The organism is Methylomicrobium agile (genome assembly GCF_000733855.1).
Lineage (GTDB): Bacteria > Pseudomonadota > Gammaproteobacteria > Methylococcales > Methylomonadaceae > Methylomicrobium > Methylomicrobium agile.
The window spans coordinates 135,402-162,269 of the sequence record NZ_JPOJ01000001.1 but is presented as its reverse complement, the minus strand read 5'-3'; the positions used below and the strand labels follow the sequence as shown (position 1 = coordinate 162,269).

Below are 26,868 nucleotides of genomic sequence, written 5' to 3'. Positions count from 1 at the left end.
AAATAAAACCCATAGTTAGGACGGTATGCGTAGGGTGGATAAGCGCAGCGCATCCACCATTTGAGGCATCCGATGGTGGATGCGCTACGCTTATCCACCCTACAAGAAAGCTACAAGAAAGCGGCAAAATTGACGAAAGACAAAGAGACTTTGGGCAATAATGATGGACTATAGTGATTTTTTCAAAAAAGCGACAGAACTCGAAGCAGCGTATCCTTACCAGCGACGCTTGGCAAGCCAGACTTGGCCGGAATTTCTCGAAATTCCGACCGGCCTGGGCAAAACGGCGGCAGTCGTGCTCGCCTGGCTTTATAAACGAATCATAACGCATGACCCGGAAACGCCCCGGCGTTTGGTTTATTGTTTACCGATGCGGGTTTTGGCGGAACAAACCGAAGCCAACATTCATCATTGGCTGCATAGACTGGGCGGAGAAGCCGCGGAAATCCCGGTTCATCTGTTGATGGGAGGCGAGGAGGACTTGCAATCCTGGACCTTGCAACCCGACCGGAACGCCGTTTTGATCGGCACCCAGGACATGCTGTTATCTCGCGCATTGATGCGTGGCTATGGCATGAGCCGATACCAATGGCCGGTGCATTTTGCGCTGTTGCATAACGATGCGCTATGGGTTTTCGACGAAGTGCAATTGATGGGTGCCGGCCTTCGCACCTCCGCGCAATTGGAAGCGTTCCGCCGCGAATTCAACGTCCACGGCGGTGCCCGCAGTCTGTGGTTGTCCGCCACGTTGAACACCGACTGGTTCAAAACCGTCGATTTTGCGCCGCATCTCGAAAACGCCACCGCGCTTCGGCTTGACGAAGACGATCTGCGTTTGGCCGGAAGACGCCTTTCGGCTTCAAAAACGCTGCAAGCCGGAAATGCCCTGCTGAATGCGGAAAGTAAAAAAGGCAATGGTGAAAAATACCTGTCTGATTTGGCGGCGCAAATCTTGTCCGTGCATGAGCCGGGTACCAACACGCTGGTGATTCTCAACCGCGTCGAACGTACGCAGGAGTTATTAAGGCTGCTGAAAAAACGCAAACCGGATGCGGAGTTGTTACTGGTGCATGCCCGCTTTCGTGCCAATGAACGCAAAGCGCTGAATCAGGCGATCCAGCATACGCCTCCGCCGTTTGGCCGCATTATCGTGGCGACCCAGGCGATTGAAGCGGGCGTCGACATTTCCGCAAAAAACCTGTTTACCGAATTGGCGTCATGGTCTTCTCTGGTACAGCGGTTCGGGCGTTGCAACCGCTACGGCGAATATGCTGAAGCGAATATCTACTGGCTGAATATCGACGACGAAGCATCCGCTCCGCCTTACGACTATCCAGACATGAAGGCGGCGCGCGGAACGCTGCAAAATCTGACCAATGCTCGATTGGAGGCATTGCCGAAAACGACCGGAAAGCAGCCGGCAACGGATGTCTTGCGGCGCAAGGACTTTCTCGACCTGTTCAATACCGATGCCGACTTGACCGGTTTTGATACCGACATTTCCGGCTATATCCGCGATAGCGGCACGCCGCCGCTGTTTGTCTATTGGCGGGATTTCGACGGCATGCGCCCCGAACAGTCGCAGCCGGACCGCGCCGAGCTTTGTCCGGTATCGATCAGCCAAATCAAAAGCCATCTAAAAAACAAAGACATCGCCGCGTTCGCTTGGGATACGGTGGAAGGATCGTGGAAACGCGTCGGCCCGAACAATGTCTTTCCTGGGCAAACCCTACTGTTGCGCGCGCAGGACGGTGGCTACGACAATGAACTCGGTTTCGTCGCCGCTCATAAACCGGTAGTAGAAGTACTGCCGCATCGGGAAGCCAGCAATCAGGTCTATCAAAAAGATCCGGACAGCATCAAAACGATTCCTATTTTATTGGAAGATCATCTTTGTCATGTCGCGGCGGCCGTCAAACAGTTGTTTGCGGTGCTGCAATTGCCGCAGGACAAGGCCGAAGCGATCGTGACCGCCGCGTTTTGGCACGACGCTGGCAAGGCGCATCCCATTTTTCAGGAAACGCTGAAAAGCATTTGGAATGAAGACGATCCGCAACAACTGCGGCTTTGGGCCAAATCGGCTGCGACTGCTCGGCACAAGCGCCGCTATTTTCGCCACGAACTGGCTTCCATGTTGGCTTGGATGGTTCACGGCGAAAAATCGCCCATGCATAACCTGATCGCCTATTTGATCGCCGCTCATCACGGCAAGGTGCGCATGAGCCTGCGCGCCATGCCGGACGAGCCGGAAGCGCCGAGCGGCAAACGCTATGCGCGCGGTATTTACGAAGGCGACGTTTTACCGCCGGTGCGCATTGGCGGCAAGATGCTGCCTCAAACGGCGCTGAGGCTTGACGTGATGGAATTGGGCATCGGCGAGATGGGGCCGTCCTGGACGCACCGCACGCAAAAGTTGTTGCAGGAGCACGGACCGTTTTTATTGGCTTGGTACGAAACGCTTGTGCGCATCGCCGACTGGCACGCTTCGGAGCAAGAACAAAATGGGGGGAACGAGCACAATGGCCAATGAGATTTATTTGAACGGCTGCACGCCGGTCCCGCTGGCGCATTATCTGAAAGCGCTGGGCGTTCTGCGTCTGGTTTCGGAGCAAAAAGACCCGGATGCAGCGGGCTATTGGCACAACGAGTGTTTTGTGTTGAGAACCAAGCTAAACAAGGACGAGTTGCTCGGGTTTTTTCTTGAAGAATATCGGCCGACGCCAATCGTTGCGCCTTGGAACGGCGGCAGCGGTTTTTTCTATCAGGAAGGCAAAACCAAAGAAAAAGACCCGGCAACCGGTAAAAAATTAAAAACAGGCGTTCGCAATCAGCCAACCGAAGCGACTCGTACGATCGATGCGATGCTGAACGGTAAAGCGCAACGTTTCTCGGTTCACCGCCAAATGATAAAGCTGTGCAGGCAGGCGCTGGAATACTGCGAATTTCAGGAAGCGCCAAAAAACGAGGATAAAAATCGCTTGCTGCAAATCATTCGAAACGCGTTTCCGGATGACTTTCTCACCTGGATGGATGCGGCGTTATTAATCGGTCAGGATAAAACATTTTTTCCGCCGCTGCTGGGAACAGGCGGTAACGACGGCAATCTCGACTTTACCAATAACTTCATGCAGCGCCTTCGGCAATTGTTTGATCTCGAAAGCGGAAAAGCCGACGCAGGTGCTGGACAATGGCTTGACGGAGCGCTGTTTGCGGAAGCAACCGCGTCGTTGACGACAAACGCAGCAATCGGTCAATTCTTTCCGGGCGGTGCTGGTGGACCCAATGGTACGGCAGGTTTCGAATCCGGTTCCTTGTTTAACACCTGGGATTTTATCTTGATGGTGGAAGGCGCATTGCTGTTTGCTGCCACTATAACGCGCAGACTGCAGCAGGATCGGAGCGGCGCCTTGAGCTATCCGTTTACGGTGCACAATACCGGCGGCGGCTCCGGAGCCAGCAGTCAAACCGATGAAGCGAATGCCCGCGCCGAAATCTGGCTTCCGCTCTGGCGCAATGCCGCAACGCTGGCAGAATTGAAAATTTTGTTCCAGGAGGGCCGCGCTACGCTGGGTCGTCGTCCGGCCAGAGACGGCCTGGAGTTTGCCCGTGCAGTCGCCGGTTTGGGCGTCGATCGCGGCATCGGCGAGTTTCAGCGCTACGGCTTTGTAATGCGCTCAGGCAAAGCTTACCTTGCAACGCCGTTCGGTCGCCTCAAAACACAACGCAACCCTGCCGCCGACTTAATTCATGACCTCGATAAAAACCGCTTCCTCGAAAATCTGCGCGCTTTAGCCAGAAAAACCGAAGCGCCCGGACGCCTCGTTTCATTGACGCGGCAATTGGAAAGCGATTTGTTCGAGCTTGTTCAACATAGCGCCCCGAGAGCCGTCCAGGATGTTTTAATCCTGCTGGGGCAACTCCAGCGCGCATTGAGTCTGAGTGCAAAAGGCAGGGAGGCGGTTAAAACACCGCTTTCCGCGCTCAAATCCGATTGGGTGTTGAAAGCCGATGACGGCTCGGCGGAGTTTCGGCTGGCTTGTGCACTCGCGAACATCTACGCGAAAAACCTGCCGATGCGTCTGCACTTCTCGAAGACCGGCATGGAAAAAGGCGGCAAATGGGTTTGGGATACCGAATCTCGGTTAGCCGTGTGGGGAGAAGGCCCTTTCGAACGTAACATGGTGGTTTTGCTACGGTCCCGATTATTGGCGGCGGAACGCATGCAAAGCCAGGACAAACCGTTCGCTTTTCGTTTCGGGGCAGGCAGCGGCGATATTGCCGCGTTTCTTGCGCAAAGCACCGACGATGGACGTATCGGCGATCTGGCGCAAGGCTTGGCTTTGATCAAGGTCGACGACTTTCCTCGTCATTTGGGCGATAGAGCGGGTTATCGGGAACAATCCATACTACCTGCCGCCTATGCGGTTTTAAAACCATTTTTTGTCGAAGACGAAGTGCTGCGCAAACTCGAATTCCTACCGAACGATAAAAATATCAAATTGCCGCAGCCGCCTGAATTGCTTGCTTGGCTTGCCGCCGGACATACCGGACGCGCCGTTGCGTTGGGCTGGAACAAACTGCGGCAATCCGGTATTTCGCTGCCGGGTTTCCCCAATAAACCACCGATGCCGATCGGCATTGACGGCGAACGGCTATTGGCTGCGTTGGCAATGCCTGTCGCTTTCGGCGAACTTGACCACCTGTTTCGAAGCATTGCCAGAAAATAAAGATTTTGTAGGGTGGATAAGCGAAGCGCATCCACCACAACAAGCCATCATGGTGGATGCGCTTCGCTTATCCACCCTACGTTTAAAGACAATTAAATTTATCAACAAGAGGAATGTAAAAAATGAGCATCGATTTTTCCGCCTTACAAACCGCCCCACGTTTACTGATCGAAGCCGATTTACAACCGCTGCAAGGCGCGCGTTTTCAACCGACGGGATTCCCGGATTTGGGCGCGGCCGTTTATGACGGACCCAACGGCAAGCGCTTACTCTTGGTCGAATCCGCGCAAAGCATGGCGAACCGACTCGAAACCGTATGCTGGAATAGCGTTGCGGACGACTGGATCGATCCGTTGAAAAACCTGCCGCTGGTCAAAGTCGTCGATAAGCAGGGCAAGCCGCTGACCAATACCGTCCTGGAAGCGCATCGGCTCAATTCGCCCTACATTCTGGAAGGCAAAGATACTTCGGTATTCGACATGCTGAAAAAAGAGCTGGCCGATATGGACGAAGGTCCGGTTGATATTCGCAAACTCGCGGCGGTCGTGTTGAAGTATGACAGCAATGCCCTGCTGCACGGCATCTTTTTGGCAAAAAGCCAGTTGGCCGGCGGACGATTGCGTTTGCCGCGCGTGTTGTCGGCATTTATCGAAGCCGAAGACGTCAATTTGGCGCAAAGCGGCGGCGTAAAAAACGATCATGTCAATCCATCCGGCGATACCGCCAAAGGATTTGGCAATGTTCCTTATTCCCGCGATGATTATACCGCGCCCAAGATTACCGCTTATTTCAATATCGACTTGGCACAGATTCGCGGTTTTGGATTGGGACAGAGCGTCGAACAACTGCTGACCGGTCTTGCGCTCTACAAAATCCGCCGTTTTCTCGACGAAGGCTTACGGCTCCGGACCGCTTGCGATCTGGAAGTGCGTCAATTGACGCTGACCCGGCCGCAGTCCTGGCGATTCCCCGAGCGTGCGGAATTGGAAACCGTTTTGCCAAGCCTGATAGAAAAAGTCGCGCAAGAGAATCGTTTCGCCGAACCGCGCGTCACTGTGGTGCGCTGGGAGAAGGGCGCCGAGAAAAAGAAAAAAGCCGAAGACAGCGCGGAAGCCGAGGAATAACCCATGCTGACCCTATCGCTATCTTTTCCCGGCGGGCGTTATCATGCTACGCCCTGGGGGCGGCACGTCAACGAAGCCGATGTCGCCTGGCCCCCCGATGGCTGGCGGATTTGCCGGGCGCTGCTCGCGGTCTGGCATCGAAAAATCGATCCGCAACGTTATCCAAAAGAGCTTCTGGAACGACTTCTATCGGCACTTGCCAGCGAAGCGCCGCATTACCGTCTGACCGCAGCGGTCCATGCCCATACCCGGCACTATATGCCGGTCCGGCAAAAAAGCACGTTGATTTTCGATGCTTTCGCAAGAATCGACGCCGATCAGGAAGTGATCGTTCGCTGGCCGAATCTGGAACTGGATGATGAGCAAACCGAATTGCTCGATTCCCTGCTCGAAGCGTTGGGTTATTTGGGGCGAGCGGAATCTTGGGTCGAAGCCAAGCGTCTTGCTGATTGGAACGGAGAGCTGAATTGCCGTCCGGGTGAATCGTCCGTCGATACCGAAACCGGGGAAATTTTGGGCGAGCCGGTATTGCTCTATTGTCCCCTGTCTCAAGACGGCTATGCGGCCTTTCGTGCGCACTTTTTGCAAGGGCTTGCGGCGCGAACCCTCAAAGCCAAGGAGCGCAAGCCGATCGAAAGTACCTTGCCGGAAAATTGGCTGGACGCGTTGGGACTTGATACGGCTGACCTGCAAGCTGCCGGTTGGAGCGCGCCACCCGCCGCGCAAAAATTATTATATCAGCGTCCAATCGAGTCATTACGCCCGAATGCCGCAAGCCGACCGCGTGCGCGTCAGATTTTGTTTGCCGATACGGTGCGCTATGCTGTCTATGGCAAGCCTTTGCCGCGAATCGAAGACGCGGTCCGATTCGGTGAATGGCTGCGCCGTGCGGCAATGGGCCAAGCCAAGCATCTGCTGGGCGAGAATTCGATTCCCGCCTTGTTGTCCGGTCACGGCCTATCGGCGGGCAATTGCCACCAACATGCTTTTTTTATCCCTGATCCGAATCGAGAAGGGCAAATCGCTCACGCTATTGTTCATATTCCCGGTAGTTTTGATGCGGACACTCGCCGTATATTGGAAAATCTGACCAAAATAAAAAACCGCGATGGACAGGAATGGCGGCTGTTGCTGGAGCATATCGGTGAAAGGTCTATCTTCGGCGAACAAGTGCCGTTACTTAAGGACGCTGCCGTTTGGCAATCGGTTACGCCCTATCTGCATCCTTGGCATCGTAAGAAAAGCTTTGGTATCGAAGCACAAATTCGCAGGGAATGCCGGGAAAGGGGATTGCCTGAATTGGATTGGCTGCAATCGATCGATGAGGTCTCTTTGGAAGGCCGCTGCTTGCGCCCGATCGACTTCCATCGTTTTCGACGCAAGCGTGGACTGGTTCAGCCCGATACGCATGGGTCATTATGGCAACTGAGATTCAGCAAACCGGTATCCGGCGTTTTGGCATTGGGATTTGGAAATCATTTTGGTTTGGGTTTGTTTGAGCCATTGGAGTAATTATGTGTGGACAAACCGAGGTTGAACAGCTTGGGTTTCAAGAGGCTGCGCGTCGTGCCGATGAACTCGATCAAGGGGAAACCGTACGCGTACCCGCCGATGAAGTCGATCGGGAAGCCCGGTCCTTGCTGAAGTGAATGACTATTTTCACCCGCAGGCGCGAACCGAACATTTGGAGCATGTGGCGTTTTACGAATCTCGGCAACGCGGTCCGGGCGCGCGTTATCTTGCCACTTTCAGCACGGTAATGGTGCATTTAGGGATTTCATCTGGTTTGGTCCATGCAACGGCGGGGAGTTATTTTGACTTGCCGCATCAATGCCGATAACAAAACCACGGAAATGGCCAGTCTTTACCCTTTCTGGTCGGAGGGCATTCAGCACACGCTGACGTTGAATCATGTCAATGTTTGGGAGAGCGGTGTCGAAGCTCAAATTACGGCAGGCTTGGGAAAAGCGGAAATTACCTTCTTCGATGCGCATTTTCTTACCAATCGGCTGTGGTACCGGCAGGGTGGACATTACGACTTTATTCTGACCGGCTTGGCCTATTCGGCTCGATCCGCGCGATTGATGAAACTGCCTTATTCGCCGAATCCCGACGTTCTCGCTTGGAGCACGCTACTCACCGGCGATCACGACGATGGCGAGCCTGCCGAGCCGCCAACGGTTTTTTGCTTGGAAGACATGGCGTCTTTGCTGCCGATAGCGGATTGGGATAACGATGACTACAGCTTTCGTGGTTTGGTCAAAAGCGTCAAACCGTTTGCGGATTTTTTGGGGCAGGACGGTTGGCTGGTGCGGGTGACCGTATTGCGTTTATCCGATTACGAAACCGAAGACGTTAATCTTGATATCGTCATCACGCGCCGCGCCTGGCAAGGCGATGAGGCGCCGGTAGTGGGCGCCGACATGGAAGGTACGCTTTGGCTGCAGGGCTATTTATGGATGTCTCAAAATAAATGAAGGAAAGAAACCGTGTTTTACTGCTGTGAAACTTGTTATTCTTGGCCCTGGATACGCGCTTCCAGACGGGCATGACGGTTCTGAACAAGTTTGGCAAAGCAAAATATTAATGAGTTTATTATTCCTACGGGAAAAACCTTGGATTCTAAGCTATTCTTTAACTTACAGGTTCATTCGGTAATGTTTTAATCAAATCTCCACGATGCCGGAAAACGACACACCCATCCAGCTTGAACTCCCGATGCCTTTCCCGGAACTCGGCGGCGATATGCCGCTGTTGCCGGCGCGGATGGTGAACGAGTATCAGTATTGTCCGCGGCTGGCGTATCTGGAATGGGTGCAGGGCGAATGGGCGGCGTCGGCGGATACGGTGGAAGGCGATCATACGCACCGGCGCGTGGATAAGCCGACGCGAAATTTCCCCGAAGCGGGCGACATCGAGCCGCATGAGGTGCTGCACGGCCGTTCGATTACCTTATCATCGAACCGGCTGGGGCTGATCGCCAAGCTGGATTTGCTCGAAGCCGAAGACGGCAGGGTCACGCCGGTGGACTACAAGCGCGGCAAGCGCCCGCATATCGCCAAAAACGCTTACGACCCGGAACGCGTGCAGTTGTGCGTGCAGGGGCTGGTGCTGAAGGAGCACGGTTATGTCTGCGAGGAAGGCGAGCTGTATTTTGCCGAAAGCCGCGAACGGGTGCGAGTGGCGTTCGATCAGGATCTGCAGGATTTGACGCTGAACGCGGTCAACGGCCTGCGCCTGATCGCGGCGGGCGGTCATATTCCTCAGCCGCTGGTCGACAGTCCGAAATGCCCGCGCTGTTCGCTGGTCGGCATCTGTCTGCCCGACGAGGTCAACTTTCTGCAGGGCGGCGCCATCGAGCCCCGGCCGTTGGCGGTGATGCGCGACGAGGCGCTACCGGTGTATGTGCAGGCGTACAAAGGCAAGATCGCCAAGAATGCGGAGGCGCTGGAAATCAGCGTCGACGATGCGGTGGTGCAGAGCGCGCGGCTGATCGATGTTTCCCAGGTCGTGGCGATGGGCAACGTCTATATCACCACGCCTTGTTTGCAGGATCTGATGAAGCGCAATATTCCGGTCAGCTGGCATAGCTACGGCGGCTGGTTTATCGGCCATACCGTCGGCACCGGGCACAAGAACGTCGAACTGCGTACCGCGCAATACCGCGCCAGCTTCGAAGAGCATATCTGCCTGACGATTGCGCGCGGGCTGGTGCGCGCGAAGATTCAAAATTGCCGGACGCTGCTCAGGCGCAACTGGCGCGGCGATGACAAGCCCGACGCATTGCTCGACCGGTTGAAGGCGCTGGGCGAAAAATCCTTGCGCGCGACCGATCTGCAGCAATTGCTCGGCATAGAAGGGGCGGCCGCGGCCGAGTATTTCGGCGCTTTCGACAAACTGATCAAAAAATCGGACGATCCCCGGCAGATGAGTTTCGATTTTGCAACCCGCAACCGCAGACCGCCGACCGATCCGGTCAATGCCCTGCTGTCTTTCGCTTATTCGATGCTGGTCAGGACCTGGACGATGAATGCGAGTGCGGTCGGACTGGATGCGTACCGGGGATTCTACCACCAGCCGCGCTATGGCCGTCCGGCCCTGGCGCTCGATTTGATGGAGCCGTTCCGCCCCCTGATCGCCGATTCGACCGTGTTGCAGGTGATCAACAACGGCGAAGTGCGTCCGAGCGATTTTATCAGCGCGGCCGGCAGCGTGGCGTTGAACGAAGCAGGGCGCAAACGCTTCATCGCGGCTTTCGAACGCCGTCTGGCGCAGGAGGTTACGCATCCGTTGTTCGGGTATAAGACCGAATACCGGCGCTTGTTCGAAATTCAGGCGCGGCTGTTCGGCCGCTATCTGCTCGGCGAGCTGGCCGAGTATCCCAACTTTACGACACGCTGATGGCGGCTTACGAATATCTGTATCTGGTCACTTACGATATCAGCGATCCGAAGCGCTGGCGGCGCGTGTTCAAGCTGATGAAAGGCTACGGCGACTGGCTGCAACTGTCGGTTTTTCAATGCCGTCTGAGCCGCAAGCGCCATGCCGAGTTGATCGCTCTGCTGGACGGCATCATTCATCATACCGAGGATCATGTTCTGATTATCAACGTGGGTCCCGCCGAATCGGTCAAGCCGCAAGTGGTCAGTTTGGGCAAAGAATTTGAAGTGCTGGAACGTCAGCCGGTGATTGTGTGACGCTATTTTTTTGCCGCCTCCGGGCGAGCGCTGCAGTGGCGCAAAAGTCAGCGGCAGCGCTCGCGAAGGATTGTTCTTTAAAAATCAGGTTATTACAAATGGGTATGGATTTGGAGTACGGGTTGTGTATAATTGCCGAGGCGCAGGTTAGGCCAGCGCTCGCATTTGACCGCGCCAAGCCTTGGTTTTCAAGGCTTGGCGCGCGGGCTGTGTTTTCCCTGGCCTCGTGCCGGGGCCTCATTGAAGCAAGGATTTCTCAAACATTATCAAAAATAGTCTCGTCGTGTTTTCCCTGGCCTCGTGCCGGGGCCTCATTGAAGCGCCTTCCAGTTCGCGATGATGTCGCCGATCAGCTTGTGTTTTCCCTGGCCTCGTGCCGGGGCCTCATTGAAGCCCGTTATTGCCGGCGCTGTCGGTCGGGACCGTATGCGTGTTTTCCCTGGCCTCGTGCCGGGGCCTCATTGAAGCAATTTCCGCAGGGTTAACGCTCAACAACCCCCGCCGTGTTTTCCCTGGCCTCGTGCCGGGGCCTCATTGAAGCTCATCATGTAAGCATGTTTCATGCGAACCGATTGGGGTTTTCCCTGGCCTCGTGCCGGGGCCTCATTGAAGCATATTCTTTTTTGACAAATGCGTTAAGCGCTTCAATGTGTTTTCCCTGGCCTCGTGCCGGGGCCTCATTGAAGCAGCGTCAGTGTATTCAACGGGCTCAAAATTGAGCCGGTGTGTTTTCCCTGGCCTCGTGCCGGGGCCTCATTGAAGCGTCACAAGCTCCGACTTCTAACAGACGATAAGCCCGTGTTTTCCCTGGCCTCGTGCCGGGGCCTCATTGAAGCAAACTATATTTTAAAGATGGTGTATTAGTTTCAGAGTGTTTTCCCTGGCCTCGTGCCGGGGCCTCATTGAAGCGCATCCTACTAAGCCAGAAATAACGGATGTTTATGGGGTGTTTTCCCTGGCCTCGTGCCGGGGCCTCATTGAAGCAGGTTGGCAGGGTACGAGGCTTATTCGTGCGACATGGGTTTTCCCTGGCCTCGTGCCGGGGCCTCATTGAAGCCAGCCGCCGAAGCGCGTTGCGTTGAACCCTGCGAACGTGTTTTCCCTGGCCTCGTGCCGGGGCCTCATTGAAGCTACAAACATGGCTTAGCCTCCTAATTTTTCCTTGCGTGTTTTCCCTGGCCTCGTGCCGGGGCCTCATTGAAGCGAAAGGTAGATAAGGAAATCTTTCGACTTTCAGCAGAGTGTTTTCCCTGGCCTCGTGCCGGGGCCTCATTGAAGCAATCGTCTGGCCTTTGTAGGTCGCCGTCCAGGTGATGTGTTTTCCCTGGCCTCGTGCCGGGGCCTCATTGAAGCCCGGGCAGTATGGGGAGAGTCTCCTGCTCGGGGGACTGTTTTCCCTGGCCTCGTGCCGGGGCCTCATTGAAGCAGTGTCAGCGGTAACTTCAACATCGAAACCGATAACGTTTTCCCTGGCCTCGTGCCGGGGCCTCATTGAAGCTCGTTTCAGTTGAGTTGCTTCGCTTATAAATCCATACGTGTTTTCCCTGGCCTCGTGCCGGGGCCTCATTGAAGCGAAGGCGGCTGTGGATAGCGGAGACCCGCTTGCCGTAGTGTTTTCCCTGGCCTCGTGCCGGGGCCTCATTGAAGCACGATGCTGTCGAAGGCCGAGCAGCATCGCGAGACCGTGTTTTCCCTGGCCTCGTGCCGGGGCCTCATTGAAGCAATCAACAACCAAGTTTGGCCGCATCGTTCAAAAGCGTTTTCCCTGGCCTCGTGCCGGGGCCTCATTGAAGCAACAGCTCAGTAACGTATCCAACTTCAATGATTGAGGTTTTCCCTGGCCTCGTGCCGGGGCCTCATTGAAGCCATGACGTCGCCAGGTTGTACCACGTGGTAACCTTTGTTTTCCCTGGCCTCGTGCCGGGGCCTCATTGAAGCAACGCTGCGTTCAAGCGCGAGACCTTATCCGCATCGGAGGTTTTCCCTGGCCTCGTGCCGGGGCCTCATTGAAGCTGTATTACCGGCTGTGCTGCCTCAAGGCCGAGTCGCGGTTTTCCCTGGCCTCGTGCCGGGGCCTCATTGAAGCGAATGCAGCCCAATCAGGGTTTGATTTTGATTGTCAAGTTTTCCCTGGCCTCGTGCCGGGGCCTCATTGAAGCAAATTGTTTATCAGCTATAGCGCACCGCGGGCCACAAGTTTTCCCTGGCCTCGTGCCGGGGCCTCATTGAAGCTCTTAGCCGCTTTCTACCCACCGAGACTGACGCATGAGTTTTCCCTGGCCTCGTGCCGGGGCCTCATTGAAGCTAAGCGTCTACGAATCGGTCAAGCATCCTCTTCACGGGGTTTTCCCTGGCCTCGTGCCGGGGCCTCATTGAAGCTCTATGCGGGAACACGTCCCTGTGAGGTCAGCCCTAAGTTTTCCCTGGCCTCGTGCCGGGGCCTCATTGAAGCTTGAGCTGTCGCCGCAACACATCGAAGGTGTAGCCCGCGTTTTCCCTGGCCTCGTGCCGGGGCCTCATTGAAGCAGCTTTTACCCATTCGTTTTGAAAATGTTCTCTGGAGTTTTCCCTGGCCTCGTGCCGGGGCCTCATTGAAGCGCAGCAAATCGGCGCACAACGTCGGGCCGCAGGAAGCGTTTTCCCTGGCCTCGTGCCGGGGCCTCATTGAAGCCCATTGAGCCTGTTGCTGTTTAGCCTGGTTTTCTATGTTTTCCCTGGCCTCGTGCCGGGGCCTCATTGAAGCCGCGCTCTGGTCGGCGGTTTGTCGGCCTTGGCGCTGTGTTTTCCCTGGCCTCGTGCCGGGGCCTCATTGAAGCACCGCTACAAGTGCCTGATGGCCTACCATCAGCGCGAGGTTTTCCCTGGCCTCGTGCCGGGGCCTCATTGAAGCCAGGTTGATGCGGTCCTTAATGGCATTATTATTCAATGTTTTCCCTGGCCTCGTGCCGGGGCCTCATTGAAGCGATCGACAGGATTTCGGCCGGTGTCAGAGATACAACGTTTTCCCTGGCCTCGTGCCGGGGCCTCATTGAAGCATCTGAGTAAGTACAGCATTAATTGGCATGGAAGTAGGTTTTCCCTGGCCTCGTGCCGGGGCCTCATTGAAGCAATGACTAAAGTAGACGCAACGTTGCCCGTATTTTTGTTTTCCCTGGCCTCGTGCCGGGGCCTCATTGAAGCCCGGCCTTTCCGCGGTATCAAAACTCACCGGCGTCAGTTTTCCCTGGCCTCGTGCCGGGGCCTCATTGAAGCCAGAGAGTGAAATCGAAATCCACCTCACTCAATTGAGTTTTCCCTGGCCTCGTGCCGGGGCCTCATTGAAGCCTGCAAACGCAGGGGATCGATAGAGAGTGCTTTATCGGTTTTCCCTGGCCTCGTGCCGGGGCCTCATTGAAGCAGTAATGCCTTATAGAGATTATCAATAAAAGAAACGCGTTTTCCCTGGCCTCGTGCCGGGGCCTCATTGAAGCTCGTTCGCACCATCTACGGTTAGTAGTTCCTTTACATCGTTTTCCCTGGCCTCGTGCCGGGGCCTCATTGAAGCAAACAGCACTTGGACCGGGAGAAGGATCAGGAAGATAGTTTTCCCTGGCCTCGTGCCGGGGCCTCATTGAAGCGATGAACGACGTTGTTTCAGGTTCGACGACGCGCCTTGTTTTCCCTGGCCTCGTGCCGGGGCCTCATTGAAGCACACAAAACAACTCAACGTTAGTCCAGTTTTCAAAGAGTTTTCCCTGGCCTCGTGCCGGGCCTCATTGAAGCAACGATTTCGCGGTCGAAAACGGCAAAATCCTGGAGGTTTTCCCTGGCCTCGTGCCGGGGCCTCATTGAAGCATCGTACCCTTCTACGACCTGGATTTTGCCCAGAGTCGTTTTCCCTGGCCTCGTGCCGGGGCCTCATTGAAGCATAAAGACGGGGATTATACGTTTGGAAAGGGTAATGGGTTTTCCCTGGCCTCGTGCCGGGGCCTCATTGAAGCTTGAGCTTTTCCTCAGTCAATTCCAAGTAATCTTTGGTTTTCCCTGGCCTCGTGCCGGGGCCTCATTGAAGCGAACTTGATTTCACAAAACCAACTAAAATTTGCAAAGTTTTCCCTGGCCTCGTGCCGGGGCCTCATTGAAGCAATGCGTAATGCGCAAGAGCGCCGCTGTAAAGTGGCAGTTTTCCCTGGCCTCGTGCCGGGGCCTCATTGAAGCTTTGCCGCTGCCGCAGCCAGTGGCAATACGGTCCCCGTTTTCCCTGGCCTCGTGCCGGGGCCTCATTGAAGCGAGATACTCTTTGGGAAGCTATTGACAAACTAATGAGTTTTCCCTGGCCTCGTGCCGGGGCCTCATTGAAGCAGGCTGTACCGAATAAAGAATTGACATATCATTAAGGTTTTCCCTGGCCTCGTGCTGGGGCCTCATTGAAGCTATGGCTTTCTCGTTCAGCTCGATGCGGTATTCATCGGTTTTCCCTGGCCTCGTGCCGGGGCCTCATTGAAGCTATGAGTTCTGAATGCTGTAATACCGCAAGTTCGCAGTTTTCCCTGGCCTCGTGCCGGGGCCTCATTGAAGCGTCTAGGGTAATCATACTACCTTTCTTCTATCTTATGTTTTCCCTGGCCTCGTGCCGGGGCCTCATTGAAGCGCAGCTTGTAAATCAAGAAGATAAAGGTTCACTTCCGGTTTTCCCTGGCCTCGTGCCGGGGCCTCATTGAAGCGTTGCGTTCTTCGTAGGTGCCACCTTCAGGTTTTGCGTTTTCCCTGGCCTCGTGCCGGGGCCTCATTGAAGCCGCTTGGACACGCGCATAACCGACCTCGGTCGCGGCGTTTTCCCTGGCCTCGTGCCGGGGCCTCATTGAAGCAATGTTCACGCCAGAGGCGATAAAGGTACAGCTCATGTTTTCCCTGGCCTCGTGCCGGGGCCTCATTGAAGCTGGCGGGAATGGGCAGCTAAATTTTAACTCGTCCGAGTTTTCCCTGGCCTCGTGCCGGGGCCTCATTGAAGCATAGTAACTCCAATAAGGCTGGTTGAAACAATCCATGGTTTTCCCTGGCCTCGTGCCGGGGCCTCATTGAAGCAGTATTGTTGAATATACCGGAGACCGCGTCCCACTACGTTTTCCCTGGCCTCGTGCCGGGGCCTCATTGAAGCAGCATTTTCATTTCCTCTTAAAGTTGGAATTATAGATTGTTTTCCCTGGCCTCGTGCCGGGGCCTCATTGAAGCTATGTGGCAATAATTTTCTTTCTTCGATTGTTATGGTGTTTTCCCTGGCCTCGTGCCGGGGCCTCATTGAAGCTGGCGTTGTCCTGGGCGATTCCAGCGCCTCTATTACCGTTTTCCCTGGCCTCGTGCCGGGGCCTCATTGAAGCTAGTCAAGCGATGAAGACTATGGATAACATCAACTGGTTTTCCCTGGCCTCGTGCCGGGGCCTCATTGAAGCGGTAAGCAAATCGTAAATACCCTGATCAAACGTAAGCGGCCAGCGGAACCACATAGCCAGGACTAAAACGTTATGATTTAATCCGCGAAGCGAAGAGGCAGAAGCTCGTCGATGCGACTGTTGGGCCAAGTTGGGAGCTTTTCCAGGGTTTCTTTTAGCCATACCGCTGGATCGAACCCGTTGAGCTTGGCGGTGCCGAGCAAGGTTTGAATGATGGCGGCACGCTGGCCGGCGCGTTCGGAGCCTACGAACAACCAGTTTTTTTTGCCCAATGCAATCGGACGAATGCTGTTTTCGATCGGGTTATTGTCGATCGGCAGATCACCAGTCTCGGCGTAGCGCGTGAGCGCAGCCCATCGCTTCAAACTGTAGTCGATCGCTTTGGCGGTGGCACTGCCGGGCGCGGTGCGCAAACGGGTTTGCTGAAGCCAGTCGTGGAAGGCTGCCAAGGTCGGCAGCGTTTTTTCGACACGCAGGGCTTGGCGCCCATCGGGCGTTAGGTCACTCCCTTCGGCTTCAATCGCATACAGCACCGCGATGCGGTTCAAGGCTTCGTGCGCGATCGGGCTCTGGCTGGCCTGGAACAAGTCGAAGAATTTCCGCCGTGCATGCGCCCAACAGGCGAGCTCGATGCACGGTTCAAGCAGGCGTTGATCCTCGGGATGCGCGCGGGCGGCCGCAAACAGGGCTTTGTAGCCGGCATAGTCGTCGACGACGAGGTGGCCTTGCCAGTCTTGCAGAAACTGCTGCGCATGCCGGCCGCTGCGGCCGGCTTGATAGTCGAAGACGAGGATCTTCGGTCCCGGCTGCAAGTCGTTGCTGCGATACGCCCACAAATAGGCCTTTTTCGTTTTGCCGTTGCCGGGATCCAATTGCGGCACCGGCGTCTCATCCGCATGCAGGCAATCGCGTTGCAAGAGGTGCCAGGCCAGACGGTCTGCCAAAGGCTCTAAGGCGACGCCGAGGCGTCCGACCCAGTCGGCCAGGGTGGAGCGGGACAAGGTTACGCCGTCGCGGGCAGCGATCTGTTCCAACCGGTACAGCGGCAGGTGATCCAGAAATTTACTGATCATCACCCAACTCAACAAACCGACCGCCGCCATGCCGCCATCGATCACCGCCGGCGGAATCGGCGCCGCGGTCACGGTTTCACAGCGCCGGCAGGCATATTGCGGGCGGATGTGCCGATGCACGAAGAACTTGGCCGGCTCGACGTCCAGTTGCTCGGTCACATCCTCGCCGATCTTGACCAAGTCCCGGCCGCAGTGCCCGCAGGTGCAGGACTCGGGTTCATGCCGGTGCTCGACGCGGGGCAAGTGAGCGGGCAACAGCTGACGACCGGCACGCAGGCGTTTCGGACGAGCCACCGTTGCACAAGGGCTGTCATCCTGCAGTTGCTCGACTTCGGCTTCAATCGCCGAAATATCCGTGTTCCAGGTTTCCTCGAAGACATCCCGCTGCAGCGGAGCCAAGGCTTCGCTCTTGGTACTGAAACGGATGCGCTTGTAATAGGCCAACTCGTGCGTCAGCGCGGCGATTTTGACCTCTTTGGCTTGCAGGCTGGCGTCCTTCGTTTGCAGGAGTTGCTGCTGATTCGCAATGGTTTGAGCATCCTGCGCCGCTTGCTCGACAAGCGTCTGAAGCATTGCCGCGACTTGGGCTTTAGCGGCCGGTTCCAGGTTGAGTTGATCGAGTTCAGCGAGCAAATTCATGGGGGATATTATACCGCACTCATCCCCTGAAAGCCTTGATATGACTGATGTTCAAGAGGATTTTATCGTTAACATCAGACTCGCCATTCCGCCGAGGGTTGAGCCGATAACCGTTGCCAATCGACACCGGCGGCCAACCACTGCCACTGGGCCGGACTGATCGCAAACACCGGATCAGAGGCCTGGGGCCAGACAAAACTGCCTCGATGCAAGCGCCGCTGACAGAGCCACACGCCATTGCCGTCCCACAGCAACAGGCGCAAGCGGTTGCCGGCACGGTTGCGGAAGATGAAGGCCGACCCAGCACACGGCGAATGACCCAGGCTCTGCTGCACGATCGTGGTTAAGCCATCCAGGCCGCGCCGCATGTCGACCGGCGCCACCGCCAGCCAAATCTGTGCCGGGCTCGCGATCAGGCCAGGCATCGCAACAGCTCCGCGAGCCAACTCGCCGGCATCGAAGCCGGCAGTTCCAGGCGATGGCCCTGAGCATGGGTAAAGACAATGACCTCAGTGACAGCCGGTTGAATCTGCACCGGTATCAAGGCCGTCGAATCCTGCTTGGGTAATTTGCGATAATCGCTCAGCCGTGCTGTGAACGTACGGACATTGAGTTGCTGTGCTGCGCAATACGCGGCTTGCGACAAACCACTGCGTTGCCACGCTTCGATATGCTGACGCCATTTCGCTGTGATGGCCATGCTAAAACTCCTGATCAAAAAAATCACAGGATGCCGCAGACGAAAACTATTTTATAGGTGGCTCGGATGGACGCTTACGATCAAACCAAGCGTTTTCCCTGGCCTCGTGCCGGGGCCTCATTGAAGCCTTATTGGATGCCCGAATGGCAGCATCCCGGCCCGCGTTTTCCCTGGCCTCGTGCCGGGGCCTCATTGAAGCCGTATGGCTGGATGGATACGGAATCCGATTGATTGCCGGTTTTCCCTGGCCTCGTGCCGGGGCCTCATTGAAGCTAGGTGCTTTTTTTGGCTAATTTTTACCATTTATCTTGTTTTCCCTGGCCTCGTGCCGGGGCCTCATTGAAGCACATGGGCCGTCGGCGAATTCGAGTGCTATTGCTGGGTTTTCCCTGGCCTCGTGCCGGGGCCTCATTGAAGCTATCGAATCGGTATCAGTTAGCAGGCATTTTCCGCCGTTTTCCCTGGCCTCGTGCCGGGGCCTCATTGAAGCCCGATAGTTAGAGAGATCAACGGCGTTTTCGTGGAGTTTTCCCTGGCCTCGTGCCGGGGCCTCATTGAAGCAGGCGATTTGCGCGGTATGATTGCCGCGCAGTTCGTGTTTTCCCTGGCCTCGTGCCGGGGCCTCATTGAAGCAATGTAAACCATTGGATAATTTTCGTCGGTGCATCCGTTTTCCCTGGCCTCGTGCCGGGGCCTCATTGAAGCGCATCAAATTCCCCACATTTTTCTGGCGTCATAAATAGTGTTTTCCCTGGCCTCGTGCCGGGGCCTCATTGAAGCAGTTTCGCCGCCGTAAAAAAATACGTGGAAAAAATCGTTTTCCCTGGCCTCGTGCCGGGGCCTCATTGAAGCGCAAGGGCAGCCGGATGCCGTCTTCGCATTTTGCGTTTTCCCTGGCCTCGTGCCGGGGCCTCATTGAAGCCAAGGCTATGAGGCGGGCGTTATGATCGCTGACTATGTTTTCCCTGGCCTCGTGCCGGGGCCTCATTGAAGCGTCCAGCCCGAATTAACTGGGCATTTTCAGAAACTGAGTTTTCCCTGGCCTCGTGCCGGGGCCTCATTGAAGCTCGCCTGCAGCAGTAATCTGCTGCATTGATGATTATCGTTTTCCCTGGCCTCGTGCCGGGCCTCATTGAAGCAAGGATTAATGCTGCCAGCCAACGCTTGCACGGCGTCGTTTTCCCTGGCCTCGTGCCGGGGCCTCATTGAAGCGTGCGCCGCGTCGCTGGTAAATACCAGCCCTTTCTCGTTTTCCCTGGCCTCGTGCCGGGGCCTCATTGAAGCATGCCGGCCAAGGCCGCGGCGAAGTCGCTCATCGTCGTTTTCCCTGGCCTCGTGCCGGGGCCTCATTGAAGCAACTCGGCCTCGGTCATCATCATCTGCCGCTTGCCCGTTTTCCCTGGCCTCGTGCCGGGGCCTCATTGAAGCGAGTTCGCGTTTGAGCCAAGCATCAATATCCCGCCGGTTTTCCCTGGCCTCGTGCCGGGGCCTCATTGAAGCACAAAACCGGTGATAAATTTCAGTGCCGATTTAACCGTTTTCCCTGGCCTCGTGCCGGGGCCTCATTGAAGCATAAGGCCTTGCATAACCCTCCCTGGCTGTACGGCAGTTTTCCCTGGCCTCGTGCCGGGGCCTCATTGAAGCGCATATAACTAAGCGGCCTGCCTGTTTGAGGATCAAGGTTTTCCCTGGCCTCGTGCCGGGGCCTCATTGAAGCCTCATGTGAGGCTGACCTATGCCTAGCACTCAGATTACGTTTTCCCTGGCCTCGTGCCGGGGCCTCATTGAAGCTTGTGACGCGAATCAGATTGCTACCTGGACTCGGCAGTTTTCCCTGGCCTCGTGCCGGGGCCTCATTGAAGCCGGGCGTGGTGGTCGTCGAGTTTGACGCTCCCGAGGTTTTCCCTGGCCTCGTGCCGGGGCCTCATTGAAGCTCCAGGGTGGAGTAGTCATTGACCAGTTCCAGATACGTTTTCCCTGGCCTCGTGCCGGGGCCTCATTGAAGCTAGGGGTAGATTTATGTTTAGATTTTTATTCGAGAATGTTTTCCCTGGCCTCGTGCCGGGGCCTCATTGAAGCATCTTCAACCGTTGCCGACAATGCGAATAATTTGGGTTTTCCCTGGCCTCGTGCCGGGGCCTCATTGAAGCCACACACTCAGGGCTAGACTTAATGCGATAACGAAAGTTTTCCCTGGCCTCGTGCCGGGGCCTCATTGAAGCTCGGCAGCAGCCAGCTTCGAGTGGCGGAAGAAACGGTTTTCCCTGGCCTCGTGCCGGGGCCTCATTGAAGCACAACAAGAAACTACCGGAAAAAGATCGCGTTCCGTTGTTTTCCCTGGCCTCGTGCCGGGGCCTCATTGAAGCACGATGATTTTAGTGCCTTTACACTGGCCCAGCACGGTTTTCCCTGGCCTCGTGCCGGGGCCTCATTGAAGCGAGTCGATGACGAATACCGGCGAAATGTCGGCCTGCCGTTTTCCCTGGCCTCGTGCCGGGGCCTCATTGAAGCGATGCGCCAAATTGCCTACGTTATCGCTCAACGCCAGTTTTCCCTGGCCTCGTGCCGGGGCCTCATTGAAGCTATAGGTGGGTAATTTTCATCATTGCTTTAAGTCTAGGTTTTCCCTGGCCTCGTGCCGGGGCCTCATTGAAGCGCTGACTGACACGGATTCGATCAAATGTACGTTCGACGTTTTCCCTGGCCTCGTGCCGGGGCCTCATTGAAGCATTCTGGACATTCTTTTTTTTCTTCCTTCCTTGAAAAAGTTTTCCCTGGCCTCGTGCCGGGGCCTCATTGAAGCAAATGATGGTTGACCTTCAGCTTAGCCAATATCTACGTTTTCCCTGGCCTCGTGCCGGGGCCTCATTGAAGCAGCCGGTGAAGTGGAAATTGCCGTGATGGTAAGCTGTTTTCCCCGGCCTCGTGCCGGGGCCTCATTGAAGCAGCCATAAGCTGGTCAATTTGATCCATTCGGTCTTGGTTTTCCCTGGCCTCGTGCCGGGGCCTCATTGAAGCTATTTCGACTCCTCGATTTCCTCGGCGACGTCTTCTGTTTTCCCTGGCCTCGTGCCGGGGCCTCATTGAAGCCCGCGATGAAAAATCGAACCTGCTATCATGGGCAGTGTTTTCCCTGGCCTCGTGCCGGGGCCTCATTGAAGCGGATATGCAGCCGTATACATTACAGGACGGCTCGATGTTTTCCCTGGCCTCGTGCCGGGGCCTCATTGAAGCATTACGGGCCGGGCTACCGCGTTTACTTTCAACAGGTTTTCCCTGGCCTCGTGCCGGGGCCTCATTGAAGCGTCGAAGAGTACTTGGTAGACTTGAATGCCACGCAAGGTTTTCCCTGGCCTCGTGCCGGGGCCTCATTGAAGCTTGCCCCGCGCCGCGATACCGACGCTCGCCTGATCGTTTTCCCTGGCCTCGTGCCGGGGCCTCATTGAAGCAAGCAGTTGCTCCCGTTTATAGGAACTGATGCCTCAGTTTTCCCTGGCCTCGTGCCGGGGCCTCATTGAAGCAAAATGATCGGTGTAGACGGCCGGGTCCGATTGCAGGTTTTCCCTGGCCTCGTGCCGGGGCCTCATTGAAGCGGTTATGAGTTGCGGCATCATAGGATGGCTAATTAGCTGTTTAGTCCCATACATAAATGGTGTAACCTATTCCCAACTGAAAGAGGAAAAGCGATGGGACAAGTACTCCACGGAACAGCCACGACCACGCACGCGATCCGAGAAAAAATTCAAGACGCTCAAGAGAGCCTCGTCAAACTCGCCAAGCGCTACGGGATCAACCCCAAAACTGTCCAGAAGTGGCGGAAGCGGGCGTCGGTCGAAGACCTCAAGTGCAGCAGCAAGCCCGGCCAAGGCAGCGTGCTGACCGCGGTGAACGAAGCCGTCATCGTCGAAACCCGGCTAAGACCTTGTTGCCCTTGGATGACCTGTACGATCTGTTACGGCCACAGATACCGGCGCTGACCCGCTCCAACCTGCACCGTTGCCTGCAACGCCACGGTAATCAACTTGGGCAAAGACAAGAGGTACCTGTTCGTCGCCATCGACCGTGCTACCCGCTACGTCTATCTGGAACTGCACGATAACAAGCGCATGGAGACCGCTACCGCCTTTCTGGAAAACGCCTTGGCACAATATCCGTTCAAGGTCGAAAAGCTGCTCACCGACAACGGCATCGAGTTCAGCTATAACCCCTTGCCCGACGCCAAGAAGCCCAAGGACAAGGAACATCCGTTCGTTGCGCTGTGCAAGGCCCAACAGATCGAACACCGCACCACCCTGGTCAAGCACCCGTGGACGAACGGCAGGGTCGAGGCGATGAACAAAAGTCAAGGCCAACACGCCCCAACGTTTCCACTATGACAATGTGGACGCGCTAAAGACCCATCTACCACTACCTGCTAAACTAAGGCCGTAGAGCGGAAGCCCCCCCTTTGAAGCCATCTTGCAATGGTACGATAAGAAACCGGAGATTTTTGTTGTTGACCCTAACTAGTAGTGAGTTCCAGTAAAACAATTACAAATTAAGCCACCCCAAGGTCGAATTTATTCCAGCGGAATACGACAGGTGAAGCATTAAATTCGTCGATCCCTTTTAGGATTCGCGCCTTCAGTTCGTCGACCGATTTCACTCTCATGTGCCGCAAGAACGTTCTAGCCATTTTAGAGAATGCACACTCGGTCAGGTTGAGCCAAGAGCCGTGTTTTGGCGTATGCACATACTCAAAGCGCCCTGGTCGGCTTGCAAGATAGGCCAGGGTCTCTTTTGAAATGTGGGCCGAGTGATTGTCCAGAACTACCCGGATAACAGCCTCTGGCGGATAGTACTCATCGAATCGCTTGAGTAACGCAATAAACTCCCAACTACGATGCCGATCCTCTACATTAGCCATGATATGCCCCGAGTGTAGATCGATTCCAGCCAGCATTGACACGGTGCCGAGCCGACTATATTCATAGTCTCGCCCAATAGTAGGCCGCTTGCCCGGAACTGGCGGTCAATCGGGCGCCGTGAGGCCAATGGCCTGAACCCCGGTTTTTCATCAATGCTAACCGTATAGATAGCATGGGGTTGTCCATGATGAGCGGCTCCGTCGGTGTAAATCGACACCTCCTGATAAACCAGCAGCACTTCCTGCATGTTACGATCAAATTCCGGATCCCTTTTCTCCAAGTCGTATCGTATCTTATGAGGCTTGATGTCGTTTTCGTTGAGGATACGCCATATAGTACTTTTACCCGCGTGCGCTAGACGGGAAAATCCCACCGTTTCGGCGCTTTGGGATACAAATTTTGCCAGACCGGAGAGAGTCCACAATTCTGCTGCCAAGTTATGTTCCGTAGGCTTTGTGCAAGCGATGCTTGCCACCTAAGCACGAGCTTCATCACTAATTTCCGGTTCGTGCGGACGGGGATACCTGTCCTTTAACCTCATCGGTGCGCCCGCAGCCAAGGCTTTATCGATGCATTTGTAGATCATGGGCCGACTGACGCCAAGCTGCCGATTGAGTTCGGTAATCGTGATGCCATCGGCATAACCTATCAAAACCTTGGCCCGCTCAACCTCCCTCATCGGCGCCGTTCGTGATCGGCAGAGCTCATTGAGCATTGCCTTTTGGTTTTCCGTCAATATCAGTGCTGCACGTTTCGTCTTTCCCGCCATCCTCTCCTCCGGCAATTAGGGGGATAAGTATCAGGGGTGTTTTAGACCAATCTGTAAATTTATTGATGGAACGATCTACTAGTAGCGCACCAAACTTGCTTTGATAAATAGGGTAGTGGGTCAAACGTGTCACTCCATATTAAAAATGTTCCATAATAGGCTAAATTAATTTACAACCTTTATGTCCCATGGCCTGTTACCAAGAAATCACCTGTCCCCAGTGCGGCGGCACTCATCTCACCAAATCAGGCTTGAGTGCCTGCGGCACCCAGCGGTACCGCTGCCAGAATCCTGACTGCCCGGCCAAGACCTTCATGCTCCACTACCAATACAAGGCTTATGAACCCGGAGTCAAGGAGCAGATTGTCGAGATGGCCATCAACAGCAGCGGTGTTCGGGACACGGAGCGGGTGCTCAGGATCAGCAAGGGCACCGTGATCAGTACGCTAAAAAAAAGCGTCCACCCTCGTGCAAGTGAATCCGCGGTACGCCAAGGCCACTAACGAGCCGCTGGAGGTCCGTCTGGGGGCGGCCGAATGGGACGAGCAATGGTCGTTTGTGGGGAGCAAAGCCAACCCGCGCTGGCTGTGGTACGCCGTCGACCACGCGACCCACAAGGTGCTGGCCTACGTGTTCGGCAGGCGCACGGACGAGGTCTTCAAGGAACTGAAGGCGCTGCTGGCCCCGCTCAACATCGCCAGGTATTTCACGGACGACTGGGGGCTTACGGCCGCCACCTCGCCCCAAGCAGTCATGACGTGGGCAAGCGCAACACCCAGAAAATAGAGCGCAAGAACCTCAACTTCAGGACATGGATCAAACGCCTGGCGCGGCGGACGATTTGCTTCTCCAAGCTGGAATTGATGCACGACACGGTGATCGGGTTGCTCATCAACAAGCTCGAGTTCGGCCTCGATATTCATACGAAATCGCAGGTCTGACCCATTACCGTTATTTGCATATTGGCGCGTTTGGCGTTGAGTGGCTGAATAACAAGAGCCGTATGAATCGAGAGGTTCACGTACGGTTCCTTGAGCAGCTGAAGGGGGAGGTTCCCTTCGGCTGACTCGACCCGTCTCGGAAAGCTTCTTTCATACCTTGAAAACTGAGCTGATTCATCATCAGACTTTTCGTAATCGGGATGACGCTAGGCAGGCTGTGTTTGAATATATCGAAGTGTTTTATAACCGCGAGCGACTCCATTCCGCCAACGGCTATTTGTCGCCCGTAGACTACGAATTGCAGCAAAAAGCTGCTTAACCGTGTGTCCGGTAAGGTGTTGACACCTCATCACCTATCAGTTTCAGATAAACTATCCCCCTCTGCAACTTTTGATTCAAGGTAAGCTTGGGAACTGTAAGAAAACTGGCGAATGAAGTGGAGCACGGGCTTGCGGGGGCACTTCCGAGGCTGCGCAAGACGGTGGTAGGGAAATTGGCGCTGGCCGTGGGTGCGATGATCGAAGGCCAGACGCCGAACACCGTGGAACTGGCCAATCTGCTGCCTTTGGAGACCGAGCGGCAGGACATGCGCGAACAATGGCTGAGGCGCTTGCTGAAGAATCCCTTGCTGCTCGCCCCGAGGGTGATGGAGCCGTTCACACGGGAGGCGCTGGCTAAGGCCGCGCGGAACGGCCAGACCGTGCTGCTGGCTATGGACCAGACTGACTTGGGCGACCGGATGGCGTTGCTGGTGGTGGCCCTGAGGGTCGGCGACCGGGCGCTGCCCTTAGTTTGGCGGGCGGAGGCGGGGCCGGCCAACATCGGCTTCGAGAGTCAGCAAAGGCTGCTGGAGCAGGTGCGGGCCTGGCTGCCTGCGGGGGCGCAGGTGCTGCTCTCGGCGGACCGGTTCTACCCCTCAGCCGCGCTATTTGGCTGGATCCAGACCCACGGTTGGGGCTACCGGGTGCGGCTGAAAGGCAACGTGCTGGCAGACACCGGGCAGGGCGACGAGACTACCACCGGTCAGTTGGCGCAAGGCGTGGCGGAACGTTATTTGTCGAGGGTGAGGCTGTTCACGCAGGGGCGCATGACGAACCTGGGCATCCTCCACGAAGCCGGGCATCCAGACCCTTGGATCATCGCGATGGACTGCCCGCCGTCGCGGGCGGCGGTGCTGGACTATGCCGCGCGCTGGGCCATCGAGCCGATGTTCTCCGACTTCAAGGGCCGGGGCTTCGACCTGGGGAGCTCACAGCTTTGGCACGCGGACCGCCTGGAGCGACTGGTCCTGATCATGGCGCTGGCGATGTACTGGTGCGTCCGCGTCGGCCAGGACGACGCCCTGGCGCGTCCGACGCCGCTCGAAAAAAAACCGGGGAACAAAATGACCCCGACCATTGGAGCTTCAGGAAACTCCGCCGCAGCCTGGTCTCCTGGTTCATCCGCGGTCTGCGCCGACTGAAGCGCTGCCTGCAAAACGGCATCCCTTTGCCCGCCTTTTATGGAACGGGGTAAAGTGATAGGTGATGAGGTGTTGACACATCAGTTACCCGTTTATCTTCGAGAATAACGTATGATGGAACGTAGTATCGTCGGCTTCCATCAGGACGCCGAACAGCACTGGGTGGCTGAGCTGGAGTGCGGACACTTCCAGCATACCCGCCACGATCCGCCTTGGGTGAACCGCCCTTGGGTCATCACGCCGGAAGGCCGTGCGTCAATGATGGGCTATAAGCTTCCGTGCAAGAAGTGTGAGGCCGGGACTCCACCGGATCACTGATAGTCGTTGGGGTACGGTGCGGCTCCGCCCGATTTTTCCCAATTTGACCCTAAGCCGTCAATGAGATCAGAGGATGAAAATG

The 26,868-nt window shown here is 56.0% G+C and carries 14 protein-coding genes, 4 pseudogenes and 4 CRISPR repeat arrays; of the genes and pseudogenes, 14 read left to right on the top strand and 4 right to left on the bottom strand.

The window, feature by feature from the left end; genetic code table 11:
* The first annotated feature begins 160 nt into the window (after positions 1 to 160).
* The 8 genes from CC94_RS0100670 (at position 161) to cas2 (ending at position 10,548) form a co-directional block, all read left to right on the top strand.
* Positions 161 to 2,530, top strand: a complete 2,370-nt coding sequence (locus CC94_RS0100670; protein ID WP_005373093.1) for a CRISPR-associated helicase/endonuclease Cas3 — start codon at positions 161 to 163, stop codon at positions 2,528 to 2,530.
* Entirely contained in the window at positions 2,520 to 4,727 is a 2,208-nt protein-coding gene (cas8g1, locus tag CC94_RS0100665; RefSeq protein ID WP_051040388.1) for a type I-G CRISPR-associated protein Cas8g1/Csx17, read from the top strand. Before CC94_RS0100670 ends, cas8g1 begins: the two co-directional genes overlap by 11 nt.
* 122 nt (positions 4,728 to 4,849) lie before the next feature.
* The gene (gene cas7g, locus CC94_RS0100660) at positions 4,850 to 5,851 is read left to right on the top strand and encodes a type I-G CRISPR-associated RAMP protein Csb1/Cas7g (protein ID WP_005373091.1); all 1,002 of its coding nucleotides are present in this window, start codon (positions 4,850 to 4,852) and stop codon (positions 5,849 to 5,851) included.
* 3 nt (positions 5,852 to 5,854) lie between these two features.
* A complete protein-coding gene (gene csb2, locus CC94_RS0100655) occupies positions 5,855 to 7,363 on the top strand; it encodes a type I-G CRISPR-associated protein Csb2 (RefSeq protein WP_005373090.1) in 1,509 nt (502 codons plus the stop codon).
* Positions 7,364 to 7,365: 2 nt separating this feature from the next.
* Positions 7,366 to 7,500, top strand: coding sequence for a hypothetical protein (locus tag CC94_RS24980; protein ID WP_005373089.1), 135 nt, complete (start codon positions 7,366 to 7,368; stop codon positions 7,498 to 7,500).
* A gap of 204 nt (positions 7,501 to 7,704) precedes the next feature.
* Entirely contained in the window at positions 7,705 to 8,328 is a 624-nt protein-coding gene (locus CC94_RS0100645) for a hypothetical protein (RefSeq protein WP_169740937.1), read from the top strand.
* A gap of 202 nt (positions 8,329 to 8,530) precedes the next feature.
* Positions 8,531 to 10,252 (top strand): CRISPR-associated endonuclease Cas4/Cas1, encoded by a 1,722-nt coding sequence (locus CC94_RS0100640; protein ID WP_005373084.1) that lies wholly within the window; start codon positions 8,531 to 8,533, stop codon positions 10,250 to 10,252.
* Positions 10,252 to 10,548: a CRISPR-associated endonuclease Cas2 gene (gene cas2, locus CC94_RS0100635; RefSeq protein ID WP_005373083.1), complete on the top strand. Its 297-nt coding sequence runs from the start codon at positions 10,252 to 10,254 to the stop codon at positions 10,546 to 10,548. The genes CC94_RS0100640 and cas2 overlap by 1 nt, the downstream gene beginning before the upstream one ends.
* 211 nt (positions 10,549 to 10,759) lie before the next feature.
* Positions 10,760 to 14,238: a CRISPR direct-repeat array (repeat unit 36 nt; unit sequence GTTTTCCCTGGCCTCGTGCCGGGGCCTCATTGAAGC).
* A 107-nt stretch (positions 14,239 to 14,345) separates the two neighbouring features.
* A CRISPR array of direct repeats spans positions 14,346 to 15,977; the repeat unit is 36 nt; unit sequence GTTTTCCCTGGCCTCGTGCCGGGGCCTCATTGAAGC.
* A 77-nt stretch (positions 15,978 to 16,054) separates the two neighbouring features.
* On the opposite strand, the gene tnpC is transcribed toward cas2, so the two are convergent.
* The 3 genes from tnpC to tnpA all read right to left on the bottom strand — a co-directional run bounded on the left by tnpC (position 16,055) and on the right by tnpA (position 18,389).
* Positions 16,055 to 17,689, bottom strand: a complete 1,635-nt coding sequence (gene tnpC / locus CC94_RS0100630) for an IS66 family transposase (protein ID WP_005368386.1) — start codon at positions 17,687 to 17,689, stop codon at positions 16,055 to 16,057.
* A gap of 74 nt (positions 17,690 to 17,763) precedes the next feature.
* Positions 17,764 to 18,114: an IS66 family insertion sequence element accessory protein TnpB gene (tnpB, locus tag CC94_RS0100625; RefSeq protein WP_005368390.1), complete on the bottom strand. Its 351-nt coding sequence runs from the start codon at positions 18,112 to 18,114 to the stop codon at positions 17,764 to 17,766.
* Positions 18,102 to 18,389: an IS66 family insertion sequence element accessory protein TnpA gene (gene tnpA, locus CC94_RS0100620; RefSeq protein ID WP_005368392.1), complete on the bottom strand. Its 288-nt coding sequence runs from the start codon at positions 18,387 to 18,389 to the stop codon at positions 18,102 to 18,104. Before tnpA ends, tnpB begins: the two co-directional genes overlap by 13 nt.
* 91 nt (positions 18,390 to 18,480) lie before the next feature.
* Positions 18,481 to 19,456: a CRISPR direct-repeat array (repeat unit 36 nt; unit sequence GTTTTCCCTGGCCTCGTGCCGGGGCCTCATTGAAGC).
* A 108-nt stretch (positions 19,457 to 19,564) separates the two neighbouring features.
* A CRISPR array of direct repeats spans positions 19,565 to 21,982; the repeat unit is 36 nt; unit sequence GTTTTCCCTGGCCTCGTGCCGGGGCCTCATTGAAGC.
* A gap of 93 nt (positions 21,983 to 22,075) precedes the next feature.
* On the opposite strand from tnpA, the gene CC94_RS22055 reads away from it, so the two are divergent.
* Both CC94_RS22055 and CC94_RS22050 read left to right on the top strand, forming a co-directional pair.
* Positions 22,076 to 22,366, top strand: a complete 291-nt coding sequence (locus CC94_RS22055) for a helix-turn-helix domain-containing protein (protein ID WP_051040387.1) — start codon at positions 22,076 to 22,078, stop codon at positions 22,364 to 22,366.
* Between the two features lie 30 nt (positions 22,367 to 22,396).
* Positions 22,397 to 22,765: pseudogene (locus tag CC94_RS22050) on the top strand (DDE-type integrase/transposase/recombinase); the annotation flags it as partial.
* Between the two features lie 161 nt (positions 22,766 to 22,926).
* Here CC94_RS22050 and CC94_RS21045 read toward each other — a convergent pair.
* Positions 22,927 to 24,065, bottom strand: a pseudogene (locus CC94_RS21045) (IS630 family transposase).
* Positions 24,066 to 24,253: 188 nt separating this feature from the next.
* On the opposite strand from CC94_RS21045, the pseudogene CC94_RS22720 reads away from it, so the two are divergent.
* The 4 genes and pseudogenes from CC94_RS22720 to CC94_RS22710 all read left to right on the top strand — a co-directional run bounded on the left by CC94_RS22720 (position 24,254) and on the right by CC94_RS22710 (position 26,786).
* Positions 24,254 to 25,006, top strand: a pseudogene (locus CC94_RS22720) (IS1 family transposase).
* Positions 25,007 to 25,142: 136 nt separating this feature from the next.
* A pseudogene (locus CC94_RS22715) lies at positions 25,143 to 25,325 on the top strand (IS3 family transposase); the annotation flags it as partial.
* An 87-nt stretch (positions 25,326 to 25,412) separates the two neighbouring features.
* The gene (locus CC94_RS0100590; RefSeq protein WP_005373080.1) at positions 25,413 to 26,468 is read left to right on the top strand and encodes a transposase; all 1,056 of its coding nucleotides are present in this window, start codon (positions 25,413 to 25,415) and stop codon (positions 26,466 to 26,468) included.
* A gap of 111 nt (positions 26,469 to 26,579) precedes the next feature.
* Positions 26,580 to 26,786: a DUF3565 domain-containing protein gene (locus CC94_RS22710; RefSeq protein WP_005373079.1), complete on the top strand. Its 207-nt coding sequence runs from the start codon at positions 26,580 to 26,582 to the stop codon at positions 26,784 to 26,786.
* Positions 26,787 to 26,868 lie beyond the last annotated feature (82 nt).

What these genes read in the sequence shown, in the direction of transcription:
- CC94_RS0100670 (WP_005373093.1), top strand. Translation starts at nt 161, where the DNA reads ATGATGGACTATAGTGATTTTTTCAAAAAAGCGACAGAACTCGAAGCA.
- cas8g1 (WP_051040388.1), top strand. Translation starts at nt 2,520, where the DNA reads ATGGCCAATGAGATTTATTTGAACGGCTGCACGCCGGTCCCGCTGGCG.
- cas7g (WP_005373091.1), top strand. Translation starts at nt 4,850, where the DNA reads ATGAGCATCGATTTTTCCGCCTTACAAACCGCCCCACGTTTACTGATC.
- csb2 (WP_005373090.1), top strand. Translation starts at nt 5,855, where the DNA reads ATGCTGACCCTATCGCTATCTTTTCCCGGCGGGCGTTATCATGCTACG.
- CC94_RS24980 (WP_005373089.1), top strand. Translation starts at nt 7,366, where the DNA reads ATGTGTGGACAAACCGAGGTTGAACAGCTTGGGTTTCAAGAGGCTGCG.
- CC94_RS0100645 (WP_169740937.1), top strand. Translation starts at nt 7,705, where the DNA reads ATGGCCAGTCTTTACCCTTTCTGGTCGGAGGGCATTCAGCACACGCTG.
- CC94_RS0100640 (WP_005373084.1), top strand. Translation starts at nt 8,531, where the DNA reads ATGCCGGAAAACGACACACCCATCCAGCTTGAACTCCCGATGCCTTTC.
- cas2 (WP_005373083.1), top strand. Translation starts at nt 10,252, where the DNA reads ATGGCGGCTTACGAATATCTGTATCTGGTCACTTACGATATCAGCGAT.
- tnpC (WP_005368386.1), bottom strand. Translation starts at nt 17,689, where the DNA reads ATGAATTTGCTCGCTGAACTCGATCAACTCAACCTGGAACCGGCCGCT.
- tnpB (WP_005368390.1), bottom strand. Translation starts at nt 18,114, where the DNA reads ATGCCTGGCCTGATCGCGAGCCCGGCACAGATTTGGCTGGCGGTGGCG.
- tnpA (WP_005368392.1), bottom strand. Translation starts at nt 18,389, where the DNA reads ATGGCCATCACAGCGAAATGGCGTCAGCATATCGAAGCGTGGCAACGC.
- CC94_RS22055 (WP_051040387.1), top strand. Translation starts at nt 22,076, where the DNA reads ATGGGACAAGTACTCCACGGAACAGCCACGACCACGCACGCGATCCGA.
- CC94_RS22710 (WP_005373079.1), top strand. Translation starts at nt 26,580, where the DNA reads ATGATGGAACGTAGTATCGTCGGCTTCCATCAGGACGCCGAACAGCAC.